At 50.6% G+C, this 22,205-nt stretch carries 2 protein-coding genes and 1 riboswitch; both genes read left to right on the forward strand.

Annotated elements, in window-relative coordinates; translation table 11 throughout:
• Positions 1 to 355: 355 nt before the first annotated feature.
• A riboswitch (cyclic di-GMP riboswitch) is annotated at positions 356 to 442 on the forward strand.
• 184 nt (positions 443 to 626) lie between these two features.
• Entirely contained in the window at positions 627 to 11,375 is a 10,749-nt protein-coding gene (licA, locus tag KI350_RS14660) for a lichenysin non-ribosomal peptide synthetase LicA (RefSeq protein ID WP_065643678.1), read from the forward strand.
• Positions 11,376 to 11,394: 19 nt separating this feature from the next.
• Complete coding sequence (gene licB, locus KI350_RS14665) at positions 11,395 to 22,164, forward strand: lichenysin non-ribosomal peptide synthetase LicB (protein ID WP_212930506.1); 10,770 nt, start codon at positions 11,395 to 11,397, stop codon at positions 22,162 to 22,164.
• Positions 22,165 to 22,205 lie beyond the last annotated feature (41 nt).

Below are 22,205 nucleotides of genomic sequence, written 5' to 3' on the forward strand. Positions count from 1 at the left end.
GTTTGTCTTTTCTCGTATCAGTTTAAACGGCTGGGTAAAAGAAACGTTTTATTTGAATGAACATTGTAAAAGAAAACGCCTAAGCCTTAACGGATTTTCATGATTTATTCATGAAGTTAAGGCTGTTTTTTTAATATTTTAATATATTCTTTATCTAGGATTTGGAATTTTTTGCGGAATTAAGCGGTTTTTTTCGTTTTCCCGCATATTTTTTTGTCGATTTCGGTATCACGCATTAACATTCATGGATAACATTCGGCATCCCGCATGAAACTTTTCACCTATTTTTCGGTGAAAAAAACAAAATTTTCATTTAAAGTGAACTGTGAGCAGAAAATGAATTTATATCAATAAAAGCAGATAAAGGCAAACCTGCGGAAACGCAGGGACGCAAAGCCATGGCCTAAGGTACTGACGGTGCTACGGTTGACAGGTTGCCGAATAAACAGGGAGTTCGCCCGTTTTTATTCGGGTGGACTCTTTTCTTTTTTATTTCCAAAATAATGTTTTATTGGAAATGACAAATCTGTGACAGCGTTTTTCGCTCATCGCAATACCGCAACATTGCATTGCGGCTTGGCTGTTCGCATCGTCATACATAGCAAAAGATAAAGGAGGAATAAAAAATGGGAAACACATGTTACCCGCTGACACATGCTCAAAGGAGAATTTGGTACACTGAAAAGTTCTATCCCGGCACAAGTGTTTCAAATTTGAGCGGCTTTGGAAAATTAAAATCTGCCTCCGGAATCGATTCCGGGTTATTGACTGAAGCCATTCGCCAGTTTGTCCGTACAAATGAAACCATGCGATTCAGACTGTTGTTTGAAGGAGGGGATGAGCCGAAGCAATATATAGCGGAAGACGAACCTTTCCGGATTGAATATTTCGACGCTTCAGAAATCGGAGGAGCGGACGGCGTTCTTAAATGGGGACAAGCTGAGGCGCGTCGACCCCTGCCTTTGTATGAAAGTCCGCTGTTTAAATTTGCCGTCGTTCGCATTAGTGAGGAAGAAAGCTGGTTTTTTGCAAAAGTTCATCATATCATTTCCGACGGTATTTCGATGACGATCTTGGGCAACCGCATTACAGACATTTATTTGAAGCTTGCTAAAGGGGAAACCGGCCTCGAACCTGTTCAGTCATCATTTACGGAACATATTCAGAGTGAGTTGGAGTATGAAAATTCGAAGCGGTTCCAGAAGGATAAAGCATATTGGAACGCACAATATGAAGTGATTCCGGAGCCCGTATCGTTAAAGGCGAGCGATACGTATCAGATCCAATTGAATGCAGCCCGCTTTTCAAAAGAGATTTCCCCTGTCCTGTATAAAAAAATTCAAACGTATTGTAAGGAACACAACATAAGTGTGCTCTCCCTGTTCTTATCCATTTTGCACATTTATATGCACCGGATAACCGGACAAAAAGACGTCGTTCTCGGAACATTTATGGGTAACCGGACAAATGCAAAAGAAAAACAGATGCTCGGGATGTTCGTATCGACGATTCCAATGAAAGCCTCCATTGATGTACACCAGGACTTTAGTGCATTTGTGCAGGAAAGAATGAAAGATCAGCTTAAGATCATTCGGCATCAAAAGTATCCGTACAATCTGCTGATTAATGATTTGCGGGAAAGACAGCCGCATGTCAGCAAATTGTTCGCCGTCTCACTGGAATATCAAGTTATGCAATGGCAGAGGAAAGAAACGTTGTCATTTCTTACTGAGCCGATTTTCAGTGGCAGTGAAGTAAACGATATTTCCATTCACGTGAAAGAGAGATGGGATACCGGGACGCTTGCGATTGATTTTGATTACAGGGAGGAGCTTTTCACCTGTGAAGAAATGGCCGTTTTATATGAACGGCTGATGACGCTGCTTGAAGATGCCTTGTTGTTTCCGCAAAAAACAATCGCTGAACTGGAGATTGTTCCCGCATTTGAAAAAGAGCGGCTGTTAAAGCGTGCATCAAGCCAAACCATCGCATATGACAAGAACATGACCCTGCACGGTTTATTCGAACAAAAAGCAGCCGATCATCCCGAAAAAACCGCCGTTGTATATGAAGGACAAAAACTTTCGTACCGTGAGCTGAATGAACAATCGAATCGTCTGGCAAGGGCGCTTCGAAGAAGAGGCATCGGGCCTGACGCTCCGGCTGCGATAGTGATGGAGCGGTCAGAGCGGGTTATTACGGCGATGCTGGGCGTTTTGAAAGCCGGCGGAGCTTATGTACCGATCGATCCCGGATTTCCGGAAGAAAGAATTCGCTTTATGCTGGAGGATTCAAAGGTCAAAGTGGTTATCACAGACAGCGGGCTGACTTTTGAAACGGCCGAAACTGTGCGGTTCAGCGAAGCGCTTTCTGAATCGCTGGAAAACGGTCACCCGTCTTCAGAGGCAGGCGCCGGGCACCTTGCATATATCATTTATACTTCCGGGACAACGGGCCGTCCAAAAGGCGTCATGATTGAACACAGGCAGGTCCACCACCTTGTAAGAGGGCTTCAGCAGGCCGTTGGTGCATATGATCAGGATGATTTGAAGCTGGCACTTCTGGCTCCGTTTCATTTTGACGCTTCCGTTCAGCAGATTTTTACGTCTCTATTGCTTGGCCAAACGTTGTACATCGTACCGAAAAAGACGGTTTCCGACGGACGCGCTTTATCGGATTATTACCGCCGCCATCAAATCGATGTGACAGACGGTACGCCGGCTCATTTGCAGCTTTTGTCTGCTGCCGATGATCTTTCAGGTGTCAAACTGAGGCATATGCTTGTTGGAGGAGAGGCATTATCAAGGGTCGCAACGGAAAGGCTGCTTCAATTATTTGCAGAAACAGCTGAATCCGTGCCTGATGTAACGAATGTTTACGGCCCGACTGAAACTTGTGTGGATGCTTCTTCTTTTACGATGACAAACCACGCAGATCTTCAAGGCGATACGGCCTATGTCCCGATCGGCAGACCGATTGGAAACAACCGTTTTTATATTTTGGATGAAAACGGTGCACTCCTTCCTGATGGTGTCGAAGGGGAATTGTATATTGCAGGAGACGGAGTCGGCCGAGGCTATTTGAACTTACCTGACATGACCGCAGACAAGTTCTTGGAAGACCCGTTTGTCCCCGGAGGTTTCATGTATCGAACAGGGGATGCAGTACGTTGGCTTCCTGACGGTACGGTTGATTTCATCGGCCGAAAAGACGATCAAGTGAAAATCCGCGGCTACCGGATCGAGCTTGGCGAGATAGAGTCGGTGCTGCAAGGAGCCCCTGCTGTCGGAAAAGCAGTTGTCCTCGCGCGGCCCGAAACCGGCGGCAGCCTTGAGGTTTGCGCTTATGTCGTGCCAAAACAAAGCGGGGAAATTCACCTTCAGGGGCTGAGGGAGCATTTATCCAAGCATCTGCCTGACTATATGATACCTTCCCACTTTGTCGAGCTTGATGAAATACCGCTGACGGGAAGCGGCAAAGTCGACCGGAAAGCGCTGCTTCGCCATGAAGTCTCTGTCAGCGGGACTGCAGAGTATGCGGCACCGAGAAATGAATATGAAGAAAAAATGGTGGGTATATGGCAGGAAGTGCTCGGAACTGAACAAGTCGGAATCCACGACCAGTTTTTTGAACTGGGCGGCCATTCTCTCAAAGCGATGGCCATGCTGGCAAAAATTTACAAAGCTTTCGGTGTCGAGGTTCCGTTGCAAGTCCTGTTCGAAAAACCGACAGTGGCGGCGTTAAGCGGCTTTGTTTCTGAAGCGGAGAAAGACGGATTCACGGTTATTGAACCTGCGCCGGAAAGTGACGATTATCCTCTCTCATTGGCGCAGCAGCGAATTTATATCGTCAGCCAGCTGGAGGATGCCGGAGTCGGCTACAATATGCCGGCCGCGGCGATGCTTGAGGGCACCCTTGATGTTCAGCGCCTTGAAGCTGCTTTTCAAAAACTGATTGATAGGCATGAGGCGCTGCGCACTTCGTTTACAGTTGTCGATGGCGAGCCGAGACAGAACATTCATCAAAGGGTTCAGTTCAAGATTGAGAAGGTTAAAGCAGATGGGAAGCCGATCGAACAAATGGCGAAATCTTTTGTCCGCCGCTTTGATCTCGCCAAAGCTCCGCTGATGAGAGCAGGTCTCGTCCGTCTCGCAGACCGCAGACATGTGCTGTTGTTCGATATGCATCATCTTGTGTCTGACGGCGTATCGATTTCGATCATATTGAATGAGCTGGCCGCACTGTATAAAGGGGAAGAACTGCCGGAGCCGAATTTGCATTACAAAGATTATGCTTTCTGGCAAAGGACGCAGGCACAAAAAGGTTTTCAAAAAGAAGAGGCTTATTGGCAAAGCGTGTTCGCCCGCGAGCTTCCCGTACTGCAGCTGATAACGGATGAGCCGAGGCCGTCTGTTCAAAGCTTTGAAGGAGACAGGGTATCCGCAGTCCTGCCAAAAGACATGAAAGAAAAATTAGCCGTGCTGGCAGAGCAAAACGGCGCGACATTGTATATGGTCATGCTGGCCGCATACAACATGCTGCTAGCAAAGTACTCCGGGCAGGAAGATGTGATCGTCGGAACGCCGGCGGCCGGCCGCAGACATTCCGATCTGGAAGGAATCATCGGCATGTTTGTCAATACGCTGGCGATCCGTTCAAAAGTGGAGTCGGGCAGAACGTTCAGAGACTTCCTGCATGATGTAAAGAAAACGGTAATCGACGCTTTTGAGCATCAGGAATATCCGTTTGAGCGGCTTGCGGAAAAGGTTGGTGCATCGCGCGATTTAAGCCGTCATCCCGTCTTTGACACGATGTTTATTTTGCAAAATGCATGGGAAGACATTCCGATGCTCGGCGATTTGCACCTCTCGATTTATGAAACGAACTTCAATATTGCAAAGTTCGACCTAACGCTGCAGGCGAAAGAAGAGCAGGGAGAATTGATTCTCGATTTGGATTACAGTACGAAGCTGTTTAAAAAAGATACGGCAGAAAGGATGCTGAAAGCATATTTGCACCTTCTGGAGGGCATGACGGCTGATCCGCTGCGCAGAATCGGCGAGTACAGCCTTTTGACAGAAGAGGAAACGAATCGTCAGCTCGTCGCGTTCAACCCCGCGGCAAGCGATTATCCGAGGGAGAAAACGATCGTTCAGCTATTTGAGGAACAGGCGGCGGAAAGAGGCGGACATCCCGCCCTGCAATTTGAAGACAAAGTATGGTCATACGGTGAGCTCAATCGGAAAGCGAACCAATTGGCGAGGCGCCTCCGCGAAAGAGGTGTGCAGCCCGGCACGACGGCAGCCATTCTCACCGCCAGGTCGGCTGAAATGGTCATCGGCATTCTCGCTGTGCTGAAAGCCGGCGCTGCTTATGTGCCGATCGATCCGGATCATCCTGAAAAACGTGTGCAACATTTCTTCGAGGACAGCGGAGCGGCGGTTCTTTTAACGCAAAAGGCGATGAAGCCGCTCGCTGAGGCGGCTGAATTTGGCGGCGACATTCTATTTCTTGAGGATGAACACCTTTATCTGGGAGATGCGTCTGATTTGCGCCTTCCGATTTCACCGGAAGCAATGGCCAATCTAACGTATACATCCGGAACGACTGGGACGCCTAAGGGCAATATGGTTTCTCACCGGAATATATTGCGTACGGTAAAAAACACAAATTACTTGGATGTGATGACATCCGATATCGTTCTTTCAATTTCAAATTACGTGTTTGATGCCTTTATGTTTGATGTGTTCGGTTCATTGCTGAACGGCGCCAAGCTGGTGATAGCTCCAAAAGACACGATTCTTGATATGAGCCGGCTCGCACATGTACTTGAAAAAGAAAAGGTTACCGTCTTAATGATCACGACCGCATTATTCAATCTGCTGACAGACATGCGGCCGGACAGTTTGAAGGGACTCCGCAGGGTTCTGTTCGGCGGCGAACGTGCATCTGTCGATCATGTCAGAAGAGCTCTGAACACAGTTGGCAAAGGACGGCTGCTTCATATGTACGGCCCGTCTGAGAGCACTGTCTTTACAACCTATTATCCAGTCAACGAAGTGCCGGACGATGCGCAGGCTATACCGATCGGAAAGCCTGTCAGCAATACGGAGGTTCTGATTCTTGATTCATTCGGCAATGTACAGCCGGCAGGGGTTGCGGGAGAATTGTGCGTCGGCGGAGACGGCCTTGTCCGCGGCTATTTTAACCGCCCGGAACTGACGGCTGAAAAGTTTACGGAACATCCGTTCAAAACCGGTGAGAAGATTTACCGGACGGGCGATATGGCGAGATGGCTTGCCGACGGATGTCTCGAATTTATCGGACGGATTGATCATCAGGTCAAAATTCGCGGACAGAGGATCGAGCTGGGCGAAATCGAGCACCATCTCCTCACACATGAAATGGTTCAGGAAGCCGCTGTTCTTGCTGTTGACACCGGGAAGAGAGATCAAATGATCTGTGCTTACTTTACGGCCGATCAGGAGCTTTCTAGTGAAGAGCTTCGCCGATATGCGGCAGAAGGTCTGCCGGGCTACATGATCCCGTCCGTGTTTATGCAGCTGCAGGAGCTTCCGCTCACAGGCAATGGAAAGGTCGACAGAAGGGCGCTGCCTGAGCCGGATGTCACGCAGGCCGCGCAAAAGGAATATACGGCGCCAAGGAGCCGAACAGAAGCACAGCTTGCCGATCTTTGGCAGGAGGTGCTCAATGTACCGAAAATCGGTGTGCATGACAATTTCTTTGAACTTGGCGGACACTCTTTAATCGGAATGACGCTCATTGCCCGTATCCAGCAAGAGATGAATGTTGATCTGCAGCTGAAAGATTTGTTCCAGGCGCCGACAATCGAAACCCTGGCGCAGGCTGCGGAAAAAACTGAGAAAAAATCAGCCGTTTATATTGAAGCGGTGCCGGACCGGGATACGTACCCGGTATCTTCGGCGCAAAAACGGCTGTACGTCCTACAGCAGATTGAAGGCGCAGAGAAAAGCTATCACATGCCGGCCGTTCTCCAGCTTGAAGGGAAGCTTGATTTGAAGCGCCTCGAGTCTGCCGCGCAAATGCTGATCAAGCGCCATGAAGCATTCCGCACGACATTTGAAATCAAGGACGGCGAACCTGTTCAGCGGATTTGGGAAGCTGCGGAATTGACCATTGATGTCATCGATGCAGATGAACAAGAAGCGGAAAAGCTGATTAAAGAATTCATCAGGCCGTTTGATTTAACAAAAGCCCCGTTATTTAGAATGAGCATCATACGTTTCACGGGAGAAAAACATCTTTTGCTTGTGGATATGCATCATATCATTTCAGACGGCGCTTCTGTCAGCGTCCTGATCGATGAAATGACAAAGCTTTATGCTGGAGAGGCGCTTGAACCGCTGAGGATTCAGTATAAAGACTTTTCTGTATGGCAGCAGCATCTGCTGACAGAACGGCACAAAGTGCAGGAGGAATACTGGCTCAAGGAGCTGGCCGGCGAGCTGCCTGTTTTGACGCTTCCGGCAGACTATCCGCGTCCTTCTATTCAAACGTTTGAAGGAAGCCGTCTCAGCTTTGCGCTGAAACCGGAGCTTGTCCAGCAGCTGAGAAAACTGGCCAAGGAAACGGACAGCACTTTATACATGGTGCTCGCTGCCTCATACAGCGCGCTTTTATCCAAACTGAGCGGACAGAGCGAGGTCATTGTCGGCTCTCCGGCTGCCGGGCGGCCGCATACTGATTTGAACCGGATCATCGGCATGTTTGTCAATACGCTTGCAATAAGAACGCGTCCTGAAGGAGACAAGCCGTTTTCTGCATTCCTTGAGGAAGTGAAAGAAACGACGCTCGGCGCGTTTGAGCATCAAGATTACCCGTTTGAAGAACTCATCGAGAAGCTGAACATCCAGCGCGACATGAGCCGAAACCCATTGTTTGATGCCGTCTTTTCAATGCGAAATGCCGATTTGAAGGACTTGTCAATGGAAGGGATCACACTCAAGCCGTATGATTTTGCCCATCAGACTGCGAAGTTTGACCTGACGCTGACAGCGGCGGAAGAGGACGGACTTCTCGTTTTTGAAATGGAATACAATACAGCTCTCTTTAAGCATGAATCGATCGAGCGCTGGCGCGGGTACTGGGTCAATCTGCTCGAAGCGGTTGCCGAAAATCCGGATGCCCGCCTTTCAGAGCTTTCGCTTCTGGATGAAGCGGAAAAACGGCGGATCGTCCAAAATTGGAATGAGACGAGACTGGCTGTGCCGCAGGACAAAACGGTCCATGAGCTGTTCGAAGCGCAAGTTCTCCGCACGCCTGACCGTGGGGCAGCGGTGTACAACGGCGTGAAGTGGACGTATAAAGAGCTGAACGCACGGGCGAACCGTCTGGCCCGGCTGCTGATCGAAAAAGGGGCCCGTCCTGAACAGCGGATCGGGATCATGGTCAAGCCTTCGCTTGAAATGGCCGCTGGCGTGCTCGCGATTTTGAAAGCGGGAGCGGCCTATGTGCCGATCGATCCTAGCTATCCGGCTGAACGGATCGGATACGTGCTGAAAGACAGTGGCGCAGAGCTGCTTCTGACGGAAACAAACTTAGCCGCACCTGAAGAATTCAGCGGTGAAACACTTCTTCTCGATTCGATGCTGAGCGAAGAAATCACAAAAGACGATGAGGTGAACCCACAGGCAGGTACACAGTCTGACAACCTGGCCTACTTGATCTACACATCGGGCACGACCGGCCAGCCGAAAGGCGTCATGGTCGAACACCAGTCGCTCGTGAATTTGTGTTATTGGCATAATGACGCCTTTAAGGTCACCGAACAGGACAAAAGCGCGAAATATGCCGGCTTCGGCTTTGACGCTTCCGTTTGGGAGATGTTCCCGTATTGGATCGCCGGAGCGGAGCTTCACATCATTGATGAAGCGATCCGGATGGATATTACGCGCTTAAATCAATACTTTGAAGAGAACAAAATAACGATCACGTTCCTGCCGACACAGTTGTGCGAACAGTTCATGGAGCTGGATAACCAGTCGCTGCGCGTGCTGCTTACGGGCGGAGACAAGCTGAAACGGATCGCAAAACGCTCCTACACGCTCGTCAACAACTATGGACCGACGGAAAACACGGTCGTCGCGACGAGCACGGCGATTGATCCTGATGAAGGAATGCTTTCAATCGGAAAGCCGATCGCCAATACGCGGGTGTATGTGCTAGGACAAAACAACGAAGTCCAGCCTGTCGGTGTCGCGGGTGAGCTGTGCATCGCCGGCCGCGGGCTTGCGCGCGGCTATTTGAACAAGCCGGAGGAAACGGCGAAGCGTTTTACGGAAGACCCGTTTGTGCCGGGCGAGCGCATGTACCGGACGGGGGACGCGGTCAAATGGCTGGAAGACGGACGGCTTGAGTACATCGGCCGAATCGACCAGCAGGTGAAAATCCGCGGCTTCCGGATCGAACTTTCTGAAATCGAAGTCCAGCTCGCGCTGCTCTCTGAAGTGCAGGAAGCCGTCGTCACCGACATCGAAGACGCCTGCGGCAACAAAGCGCTGTGCGGCTATGTCGTTGCGAATGAACAGCTTGATACAGAAAGCCTCGCCCGGAAGCTGGCGCAGACGCTCCCGGAATACATGGTACCGTCATTCTGGGTGCAGCTTAAAGAGCTTCCGGTTACGGCGAACGGAAAAGTCGACCGAAGGGCGCTGCCTCAGCCTGACGTCGAAGCGCAGACAGCCGAATACAAAGCGCCGCTTACAGAAACGGAACAGCTGTTGGCGGACATTTGGCAGGAGGTTCTCGGTATAGACCGAATCGGGATCACAGACAATTTCTTCGCGCTCGGCGGAGACTCGATCAAAGGAATTCAAATGGCAAGCCGGCTTCAGCAGCACGGATGGAAGCTGGAGATGAAGGACTTGTTTCAGCACCCGACGATCGGAGAGCTGAGTGCTTATGTTCAAGCGGCTGACGATCAGCCGATCGATCAGAACCCTGTCGAAGGCGAAGTCACATTGACGCCGATTCAGCGCTGGTTCTTCGAACGCAAATTTACGAACGAGCATCACTGGAATCAGTCGGTTATGCTTCACGCTTTAACGGGATTCGACCCGGAAACGGCAGGCAAGGCTTTAAGCAAGCTAATCGAACATCATGACGCACTTCGCATGGTTTATCAACGAAATGGAGACGGGATTGTTCAGTACAACAGAGGGCTGGAAGAAACAGCGGTTCGCCCTGAAGTCATCCGCTTCAATGAATCGGGCGCTGAACTTGAAGCTGCCGTGTTGAAGGCATCAAACCGGATTCAAAGCAGTATCGATTTAACCGAAGGCCCGCTTTTGAAAGCGGCGATCTTTAAAACGGATCAAGGCGATCATCTTCTCATAGTTATTCATCATCTCGTTGTGGACGGAATCTCATGGAGAATCCTCCTTGAGGATTTCGCCGCCGGGTACGCCCAGGCTGAAAAAGGGGAGCCGATTATTCTTCAAGACAAGACGCACTCTTTTGCTGAATATGCGGCTCGCCTGGAAGAATATGCAGGGTCAAAAGCTTTCGCAAAAGAAATTGGCTATTGGCAGGAAATCGAACAGGCGGAGACGGCAGCGCTCCCGAAAGACGATGAAGCAGAGGACAAGCGGATGCGCCATACGAAAACGGCTGAGTTTTCCCTCTCAAAAGAAGAAACGGAACAGTTGATGACAAAAGTTCATGAAGCATATAACACGGAAATGAACGACATTTTGCTTACGGCGTTGGGCTTGGCGCTGAAAGAGTGGACGGGGCAGGAAGACTTTATCATCTGCTTAGAGGGACACGGCCGGGAGGACATCATAGACGGCTTGAATATTTCCCGGACGGTCGGCTGGTTTACAAGCCAGTTCCCGGCGCTGATTCAAATGCGCCATTCAGGGGATATCGGCTATCAAATCAAACAGACAAAAGAAGAATTGCGCCACATTCCGAATAAAGGAATCGGCTATGGCATTTATCGTTATTTGACCGAAGAAGGCAAAAAGGCGAAGCCGATCAAGCATGATATCAGCTTCAACTATTTGGGCGAGTTTACAGAGATGGCGGATTCGGGTCTGTTCACGAGATCAACTTTGCCATCCGGCGATCCGCTCAGCCCGGAAACGGAAAAACCGAATGCGCTGGACATCGTCGGCTATATCGAAGACGGCATTTTGACAATGTCAATCGCTTATCATTCACTCGAATATAAAGAAAGCACCGTCGCCGCTGTCGCCGCAAGCTTTAAAACTTATTTGCTGCAATTGATCGATCATTGCTTAGAGCGGGATGGGGGCGAACTGACCCCGAGCGATCTTGGAGATGACGAACTCACGCTTGAAGAATTAGATAAACTGATGGAAATTTTCTAAGAAAAAAACGAGGTGCCTTATGGGGAAACAAAAGATTCAAAAGGTGTATCCGTTGACACCGATGCAGGAAGGGATGCTGTACCACGCAATGCTTGATCCGGAATCTTCCTCTTACTTCACACAGCTGGAGCTATTCATAGACGGGGAATTTGATTTGGGGATCTTTGAAAAAAGCGTGAATCAGCTCGTGCGTTCATACGATATTCTTAGAACGGTTTTTGTTCATCAGCAATTGCAAAAACCGCGCCAGGTTGTCCTGGCTGAACGGCAGGCAATAGTGGAATTTGAGGATCTTGCGGACTTGGATGAGGAAAGGCAAACAAACCGCATTGACCGGTATAAACTAGAGGTACAGGCTGCCGGGTTTAATTTGGCGAAAGACATGCTGTTTAAAACGGCGGTCTTTCGGCTTGACCGGAACAAGTACCGTCTCGTCTGGAGCAACCATCATATCGTGATGGACGGCTGGAGCATGGGGATATTAATGAAACGCCTTTTTCAAAACTATGAAGCGTTTCGAGCAAACCGGACGATTCCGCTTGATCAGGGAAAACCGTATGCGGACTATATTAAATGGCTCGGCCGGCAGGATAAGGGTGAAGCGGCATCCTACTGGGAACACCGCCTTTCGGGTTTAGAAAGTCCGAGCGTCATTCCCGGCGGCAAACCGCGGCCGGATTCAGAATCGTACCGGAACGAGGAGTTTACGTTTGTTTGGGACAAGAATATGGTAGATGCTCTTAAACAGGCGGCAAACCGCTATCATGTCACAGCTCCCAACCTTTTTCAGGCGATTTGGGGAGCGGTTCTTGCCAAATATAACAGAACCGATGATGTGGTGTTCGGCACGGTTGTGTCCGGGCGCCCGTCGGAAATTGACGGAATCGAGCATATGGCAGGGCTGTTCATCAACACGATCCCTGTCCGTTTAAAGGTCGATCAAAATGCATCGTTTGCCGAGCTGTTCAAACAAGCACAGCAGCATGCGATTGACGCGGAGCGGTACGACTATCTACCGCTCTATGAGATTCAAAAGCAATCGGCATTGGACGGCCGCTTGATCAGCCATCTTGTCGCGTTTGAGAACTATCCGCTTGATAAGGAGCTTGAAAACGGAACGATTCATGAGCGGCTCGGCTTTTCTATCAAGGCTGCCGGAGCTTTTGAACAAACGAATTACGACTTTAATTTGATCGTTTATCCGGGAGCTGAGTGGACGATCAAATTGAAATACAACGGTGCGGCTTTTGATGCGGCTTTCATTGAGCAGGCCGCCGGGCATTTAACGAGACTTGCAGAAGAGGCGATTGCAAATCCCGAATCAAAAGCAGCCAGCGCCGCCATCTTATCAAAACAGCAGCAACAAACGCTGCTCGCTTTTAATCAAACAAAATCCGATTATCCAAGAGAAAAGACGATCCCGGAGCTGTTTGAAGAACAGGTTAAAGCGTCTCCTGACAAAACGGCTGTTGCCGCTGACGGAAGAAGCCTGACTTACCGCAGGCTGAATGAGAAAGCCAATCAGCTCGCGAGAAGACTGAAAGCTAAAGGCTTGATGCACGGAAATGCCGCCGCCATTATGATGGAGCGGTCGCTTGAAGCAGCCGTCAGCATGCTGGCGGTGCTGAAAGCAGGCGGCGTGTACGTGCCGATCGATCCCGAATATCCTGAAGAGCGAATTCGCTTTTTGCTCGAAGACAGCGGGGCAAAGATCGTCCTTACAAAAGACAGTACGCAGATGTCGCTGGAAGGGTATGAGGTGCTCGCCGTAAATGCGATGGATGCAGAAAAAGAAGATGCCGCCAACCTTGAACATGTCAACAAGCCCGAAGACCTTGCCTATTACATTTATACATCCGGATCGACGGGCAGGCCGAAGGGCGTTATGGTCGAACACCGCAATATCGTCCGCCTTGTCAAAAATGCGGGCTACATCCCGCTGAAGAGCGGCGTGAAGATGGCGCAGACAGGGGCTGTCAGCTTTGATGCCAGTACATTTGAAGTATTCGGCGCACTGCTAAACGGAGGAACCCTTTATCCCGTCCCGAAAGAGACGCTCCTTGATGGAAAAAGGTTCAACATGTTTCTGAAGGAAACCGGAATCACAACAATGTGGCTGACTTCGCCTCTTTTCAATCAGCTTGCTCAGCAGGATCCGGGAATGTTTGCAACCTTGAACGATCTAATTATCGGCGGAGATGCCCTTGTTCCGGGAATCGTCAACAGAGTCAAACGCGAATCACCGGAACTGTCGCTTTGGAACGGATACGGGCCTACCGAAAATACGACATTTTCGACCTGTTTTTTGATCGATCAAGCATATGAGAGGACGATCCCGATTGGAAAGCCGATCGGAAATTCAACCGCCTATATCGTTGATGAACACGGCTCGCTTCAGCCGATCGGCGTGCCCGGTGAACTGTGTGTCGGCGGAGACGGGGTGGCGCGCGGCTACTTGAATCAGCCTGAGTTGACAGATGAAAAGTTTGTCGGCGATCCTTTTGCCGAAGGGAAGCGGATGTACCGTACGGGCGACTTGGCAAAATGGCTTCCCGACGGGAATATCGAATTCCTCGGCCGGATTGATCATCAAGTGAAGGTTCGCGGCTTCCGGATCGAATTAGGCGAGGTTGAAGCGGCTTTAGCCCGCCTTGAGGGGATTTCAGAAGCGGCCGCTGTCATTCGGGAAAACAACGCCGGAGAAAACGAGATTTGCGCCTATTACACTGCCGTTGGCACGAGGCCGGCCGCGCAGCTGCGGACAGAGCTGTCCCGGTCGCTTCCGGAGTATATGATTCCGGCCCATTTGATCGAACTCGACAGCATGCCGCTGACAGCCAACGGAAAGGTTGACAAACGTCAGCTTCCGGCTGCTATCGCTGAAGAGACTGCTAGATTCGAAGCGCCAAAAAATGAAACGGAAGAAATTCTGGCGGCAATCTGGGAAGAGATTCTCGGCATCAAGCAGCCGGGAATCGATGACAACTTCTTTTCCATCGGCGGACACTCGCTGAAGGCGATGATGCTGACTGCCAAAATACAAGAGCAGCTCCAAAAAGAGGTGCCGATCAAAGTATTATTTGAAAAACCGACGATCAGAGAGCTGGCCGAATTTCTTCAAGGAGAAACAAAAGAGGAAACCGCTTCGATTACGCCGGCACCATCCCGTCCGAATTACCCGGTTTCGTCCGCCCAACGGCGCATGTACATCCTCAATCAGCTCGAAGAAGCAAGCACGAGCTACAATGTGCCGGCGGTTCTGCTTTTGGAAGGCGAATTAGATAAGGAGCGTTTGGAAGCCGCGTTTCGGGCCTTGATCGGCCGCCATGAAACATTGCGGACATCGTTCGAATTAATCGATGGAGAAATCGTTCAAATCATCCATCAAGACGCGGTTTTTCACCTGACGGAATCAGTGGCGGAAGAAGCGGAAGCCGAAGCGGCGATCAGAGAATTTATCCGGCCGTTTGAGCTGAATAAGGCGCCGCTCGTCAGGGCGGAGCTCGTGAAGCTTGAAGAAAAACGCCATCTGCTGATGATCGATATGCACCATATTATTACGGACGGAAGCTCCACCGGCATACTGATTCGCGACCTGGCCGGCTTCTACCACGGAGAAGAGGCGCCTGCCCCTAAGCTACACTATAAAGATTTCGCTGTGTGGCAAAACGGACCGGAGCATCAGGAGAAATTGAAAGAACAAGAACAGTATTGGCTTGACGTTTTTAAAGGCGAGCTGCCTGTTCTCGATCTGCCGTACGATTTTCCACGGCCGTCAAAACGCAGCTTTGAAGGTGACCGTGTCGTCTTCGGAATCGATCAAAAACTGACGGCAGACATTCAAAAGCTGCTTTCTGAAGCTGATGCGACACTTTATATGTTCCTGTTGGCTGCATTTAATATCCTGCTTTCCAAGTATGCGTCACAGGATGATTTGATCGTCGGATCGCCCGTGGCAGGCAGAACCCATCCGGATTTGCACAACATTCCGGGCATGTTTGTCAATACGCTGGCGCTCCGCAATCGTCCCGAAGGAGAAAAAACGTTTAAGCAGTTTTTGCAGGAAGTCAAAGAGACAAGTCTTCAAGGCTTTGCCAAGCAGGATTATCCGCTTGAAGAACTGATTGAAAAACTGCCATTGCCGCGGGATACAAGCCGAAATCCGCTGTTCAGCGTCTTTTTCAACATGCAGAACATGGAGGTACCGACGCTGAAACTCGGAGATTTGCAGATTTCGTCTTACTCGGTGCGTCACCGCACGGCGAAGTTCGATCTGTCGCTTGAGGCTGTGGAGCATGATGGCGAAATCGGTTTGAGCTTTGACTATGCCGTATCCTTATTTAAAGAAGAAACGATTAGGCGCTGGAGCGGTCACTTCTTAAATGTGATTAAAAAAATCTGCGAAAACCCCGGCATTAAGCTCAGGGACATCGAACTGCTTTCAGTCAAAGAGCGCGCACTTCTGCTCGAAGAAGCGAGGCGCAGCCAGGCGGAGCGCCTTGAGGAGCGGCCGTGTCATGTACAGTTTGAAGAAAAGGCGGACGAAATGCCTGATCAGCCGGCCGTTGTCTGCGGGGAAACGATCCTCACATACCGCGTGCTCGACGAAAAAGCAAATCAGATCGCAAATGTGCTGCGCAGTGAAGGCGTCGGAAAAGACGATGTTGTCGGCATTATGCTGAATCGTTCTGCAGAGGTCGCAGCAGCGATTCTCGGTGTAATGAAATCAGGAGGCGCTTTTTTGCCGATTGATCCGGAAATGCCGACGAGCAGGGTGCAATATATGCTGGAAGACAGCGGAGTCCGCTGGCTCTTAACAGAACCTTCCCATCAAGCGGATCTCGCGGATTGGTATACCGGGAGACTGATAGATGTCAGAAAAGACACGCTGATGGCAAGTAATAAACGGCCGCATCCAACTACGGACGGAGCGAGTTTGGCGTACATCATCTACACATCCGGAACGACTGGCCGGCCGAAAGGCGTTCAGCTCGAACACCGGAATCTGGCAAACTATGTTTCCTGGTTTATCAGTGAGGCGCACCTGTCAGCTTCGGATAAAACGATGCTTTTGTCTTCCTATGCGTTCGATCTCGGATACACGAGCTTTTTCCCGGTGCTGCTTGCCGGAGGAGAGCTGCATATCGTCCCGAAAGAAACGTATACAGAACCGGAGGCATTTACTCATTATATCGGTGAACAAGGGATCACATATATGAAGCTGACGCCGTCGCTTTTCCATACGGTCGTTCAGCCGCAAAGCTTCGCTTTGGCAAAGGGGCTTCAGTCATTGAGACTGATTGTACTAGGGGGAGAAAAAATCAATCCGAAAGATGTCGAGCGGTTTCATTCCCGCTATCCGGACACCAGATTCATCAATCATTACGGTCCGACGGAAACGACGATCGGAGCAATCGCTAAACCGGTCGAGCCGGACATGATCGGACAATTCGCCGAGCGTCCGACGATTGGACGGCCGATTTCGGGCGCCGGAGCACTGGTATTAGACGCCTCCCACCGGCTTGTTCCCGCCGGAGCAGCAGGCGAGCTGTATATAACGGGAAGCGGGCTTGCAAGAGGATATGTGAACAACCGGGAACTCACGGCTGCGAAGTTTGTCGAAAATCCTTACACGCCGGGCACATTCATGTACCGGACAGGGGATCTCGTCCGCCGTCTTCCGAATGGAGAGATTGAATTTTTGGGGCGGACGGATGATCAGGTGAAAATCCGCGGCTACAGAATCGAATTGAAAGAAATCGAAGAAGCCTTTAACGGGCTTGATGATATAGAGCGGGCTATCGTTCTTTCCTTTACGACTGACTCGGGGTTAGACGAATTGTGCGCTTATATTCAAGCGAAACGACAGCTGCCGGTTTCCGAACTGAGAGAGCGTCTTTCCGAGCGGCTGCCGTCGTACATGATCCCGTCATACTTCGTAACGGTGGATAAAATGCCGCTTTCGGCAAACGGAAAAGTGGACCGCCGCGCGCTCCCGGAGCCGCAAGGTCTAAACGGACGAAGCGATTCGTATAGAGCGCCGTCAACCGAAATTGAAAAAGCCCTCTGCGGCATTTGGGAAGAGGTGCTTGGCGTTCAGAAGGTCGGACTTGACGACAATTTCTTCGATCTTGGCGGACATTCATTAAAAGGAATGATGCTGATAGCGGAAATCCAATCCAGGCTCGGAAAAAAAGTACCGCTAAAAACGTTGTTCGATTGTCCGACCGCCGGCTTGCTCGCCCGCAGTATTGAAGCATCCGAAGGACAGTCACAACAAAGCGCGATTCAGCCTGCCGAAAAACGCGACTGGTATCCGGTTTCATCCGCTCAGCAACGGATGTATGCCCTCCACCATTTTGAAAAGAACGGAACGGGCTACAACATGCCGTCTGTTCTCATGATGGAAGGCGTGCTTGATACGGATCGTTTAAGACGGGCGTTCGCCGACTTGGTGAACCGGCATGAATCATTGCGAACCGCATTTATTGAAATCGATGGCCGTACCGTTCAAATTGTGCATGAAAAAGCGGACATTGACTTAAAGGTTATTCATATTTGTGAAGAGGACGCAGAAGCGGAAATCAACCGCTTTATCAGACCGTTTGATCTCAGCACCGCTCCGCTGATCAGAGCCGAGTTGCTTTCCATCAGCTCTACGCGCCATCTGCTTTTGATTGATACACATCATATTATTGCGGACGGCGTTTCCAGAAGCCTTTTCGTCAAAGAAATCGCTCAGCTTTATAAAGACGCTTCGCTCCCTGAGCCGAAGCTGCACTACAAGGATTATGCGGTGTGGCAGCAAGAACCTGACCAGCAAGAAAACATTCGGAAACAGGAAGATTTCTGGCTCCGTCAGTTTAAGGAAAGCGTTCCGGAACTCAGCCTTCCGCTCGACTTTCCGCGTCCTCCTGTCCAAAGCTTTGCCGGTGACCGGGTTCGCTTTAAAGTATCAAAAGACGCCGCCCTTAAAATGCGCCGTTTGACGGCGGAAACGAACACGACGCTGAATATTGTGATGCTCGCCGTTTTTAACCTGTTTTTAAGCCGTCTATCCGGCCAAAACGATATTGTCGTCGGTACAGCGGCAGCGGGCAGAACAAATGCTGATCTGAAAGACATGCCCGGAATGTTCGTCAATTCGTTGGCGCTGAAAAACCATGTGCCTGATCAAGCATCATTCAGCGAGTTTCTGGAAGAGGTCAAAAACAACAGCCTCGCAGCCCTCGACCATCAGGACTATCCGTTTGAAGAGCTGATCGCCAAGCTTGATTTACCGCGCGACATGAGCCGGAATCCGCTGTTCAATGTCATGCTGACAACGGAAGATCCTGATAAAGAGACGCTCGATTTAGACGGTCTGACAATCGAGCCGTACGAGATTTCACATGCAGCTGCCAAGTTCGACCTGACACTTGGGGCTTATGAAAAAGATCATGAAATTGGTCTTCAGTTCGAATATGCAACAGATTTGTTTCAGAAACAAACGATTGAACGCTGGAGCGGATACTTGCTTAACCTGCTCGAAGCGGTTGCCGAAAACCCGGATGCCCGCCTTTCAGAGCTTTCGCTTCTGGATGAAGCGGAAAAACGGCGGATCGTCCAAAATTGGAATGAGACGAAGCTTGATGTGCCGGAGGACAAAACGGTCCATGAGCTGTTCGAAGCGCAAGTCCTTCGCACGCCTGACCGCGGGGCAGCAGTGTACAACGGCGTGGAGTGGACATACAAAGAGCTGAACGCGCGGGCGAACCGCCTGGCTCGGCTGCTGATCGAAAAAGGGGCCCGCCCTGAACAGCGGATCGGGATCATGGTCAAGCCTTCGCTTGAAATGGCCGCTGGCGTGCTCGGAATTTTGAAAGCGGGAGCGGCCTATGTGCCGATCGATCCTAGCTATCCGGCCGAGCGGATCAGATACGTGCTGAAAGACAGTGGCGCAGAGGTGCTTTTGACGCAAAGCGGATTAACGGTGCCGGACACATTTACCGGAGACGTGATCGATTTAAATGGAGAAGGCTCCATTCTGGACGGCGAGCTTTATCCAGAGGATGACATGAATCCAAACGCGCAAGCTCAGTCAGACAACCTGGCCTACTTGATCTACACATCGGGCACGACCGGCCAGCCGAAAGGCGTCATGGTCGAACATCGGTCGCTCGTGAATTTGTGTTATTGGCATAATGACGCCTTTAAGGTCACCGAACAGGATAAAAGCGCGAAATATGCCGGCTTCGGCTTTGACGCTTCCGTTTGGGAGATGTTCCCGTACTGGATCGCCGGAGCGGAGCTTCACATCATCGATGAATCGATCCGGATGGATATTACGCGCTTAAATCAATACTTTGAAGAGAACAAAATAACGATCACGTTCCTGCCGACACAGCTGTGCGAACAGTTCATGGAGCTGGATAACCAGTCGCTGCGCGTGCTGCTTACGGGCGGAGATAAGCTGAAACGGATCGCAAAACGCTCCTACACGCTCGTCAACAACTATGGACCGACGGAAAACACGGTCGTCGCGACGAGCACGGCGATTGATCCTGATGAAGGAATGCTTTCAATCGGAAAGCCGATCGCCAATACGCGGGCGTATGTGCTAGGACAAAACAACGAAGTCCAGCCCGTCGGTGTCGCGGGTGAGCTGTGCATCGCCGGCCGCGGGCTTGCGCGCGGCTATCTGAACAAGCCAGAGGAAACGGCGAAGCGTTTTACGGAAGACCCGTTTGTGCCGGGCGAGCGCATGTACCGGACGGGGGACGCGGTCAAATGGCTGGAAGACGGACGGCTTGAGTACATCGGCCGAATCGACCAGCAGGTGAAAATCCGCGGCTTCCGGATCGAACTTTCTGAAATCGAAGTCCAGCTCGCACGGCTCTCTGAAGTGCAGGAAGCCGTCGTCACCGACATCGAAGACGCCTGCGGCAATAAAGCGCTGTGCAGCTATGTCGTTGCGAATGAACAGCTTGATACAGAAAGTCTCGCCTGGAAGCTGGCACAGACGCTCCCGGACTATATGGTACCGTCATTCTGGGTGCAGCTTGATGAGCTTCCGGTTACGGCGAACGGAAAAGTCGACCGAAGGGCGCTGCCTCAGCCTGACGTCGAAGCGCAGACAGCCGAATACAAAGCGCCGCTTACAGAAACGGAACAGCTGTTGGCGGACATTTGGCAGGAGGTTCTCGGTATAGACCGAATCGGGATCACAGACAATTTCTTCGCGCTCGGCGGAGACTCGATCAAAGGAATTCAAATGGCAAGCCGGCTTCAGCAGCACGGGTGGAAGCTGGAGATGAAGGACTTGTTTCAGCACCCGACGATCCGAGAGATCAGTTCGTATATTGAATGGGCCGATGCTAAACCGATCAATCAAGGACCTGTCGAAGGGGAAGTCACATTGACGCCGATTCAGCGCTGGTTCTTTGAACGCAAATTTACGAACGAGCATCACTGGAATCAGTCGGTTATGCTTCACGCGCCTTCAGGGTTTGACCCGGAGCTCGTTGAACAGACATTGGCGGCATTGACAGAGCATCATGATGCCTTGCGCATGGTGTATCAAAAGAAAAACGGCCGCCTCATTCAGTATAACCGCGGGCCGGGCGACCGTTCGTTCGCCTTTCGAGTGGTTGACCTTCGATATGTCACTGACATTGAAACGGAAATCGCCGCCCAGGCAAACCGTCTTCAGGCAAGCCTTGATCTCGAAAACGGGCCGCTTGTAAAGGCAGAACAGTATCAGACTGCGGAAGGCAACCATTTGCTGATCGTCATTCACCATTTGGTGATCGACGGCGTGTCATGGCGGATTCTGCTGGAAGACTTTGCATCAGGCTATTCGCAAGCCACACAGCAGCATGACATTGTCTTCCCCGACAAAACCAATTCGTTTAAAGACTGGGCAAAAGAGCTTGAGGCATATGCACAAAGCGAACGCTTTCTTAAAACGGCCGATTATTGGCGCAGACTTGAACAAGAGCGCATTTGCGAGCTGCCGAAAGATCGGGCTGCCGCAGAAAGAAAAGCGGAAAACAATTCTGCAGTTACGTTTGAATTAAGCGAAGCGGAGACGCGTCTGCTGCTGACGAAAGTGCATGAGCCGTATGGAACGGATATCAACGACATCCTGCTTTCCGCCCTCAGCCTGACAATCAGAGAATGGACGAACGGCTCCAATATTTGCATCAATATGGAAGGGCACGGCAGGGAGGAAATCATTCCGGGGATGAATATTTCGAGAACGGCGGGATGGTTTACCGCGCAATATCCGGTTGTTTTAAAAAGCGAAGCAGCGGCAGGATTGCCTGAGACCATTAAAAACGTCAAAGAAACCCTTCGGCGCATTCCTGACAAAGGAATCGGCTACGGCATCCTTCGCTACTTAACAGACCGGAAAAAAGCCGGTGCCGATTTCTCGATCAAGCCTGACATCAGCTTTAACTACCTGGGGCAGATCGACAGGGAGGTGCAGACCGATTTCTTCGGACCTTCTTCTTATGATATGGGCAGACAGGTTTCTGAAAGGTCTGAAGCGCTCTATGCGCTGAGCTTCAGCGGCATCATCAGCAAGGAAAAATTCATCTTGTCATGTTCATTCAATACAGAGGAATATGACAGACAGACCGTACAAGGGCTGATGGACAGATTCAAAGCTTCCCTAACGGCATTGATCGACCATTGTACAGCTAAAGAGGAGCGCGAATTTACACCGAGTGATTTTTCTGCCGGCGATCTTGAGATGGAAGAAATGGGCGACCTGTTTGACGTTCTTGAAGAAAACTTGAAATAAACACCGAGGACTTGCCCGCTTGTTAAGCGGGCGAGCCTATG

This window comes from Bacillus sp. J41TS8 (assembly GCF_018333035.1).
GTDB lineage: Bacteria > Bacillota > Bacilli > Bacillales > Bacillaceae > Bacillus > Bacillus paralicheniformis.

What these genes read in the sequence shown, in the direction of transcription:
- licA (WP_065643678.1), top strand. Translation starts at nt 627, where the DNA reads ATGGGAAACACATGTTACCCGCTGACACATGCTCAAAGGAGAATTTGG.
- licB (WP_212930506.1), top strand. Translation starts at nt 11,395, where the DNA reads ATGGGGAAACAAAAGATTCAAAAGGTGTATCCGTTGACACCGATGCAG.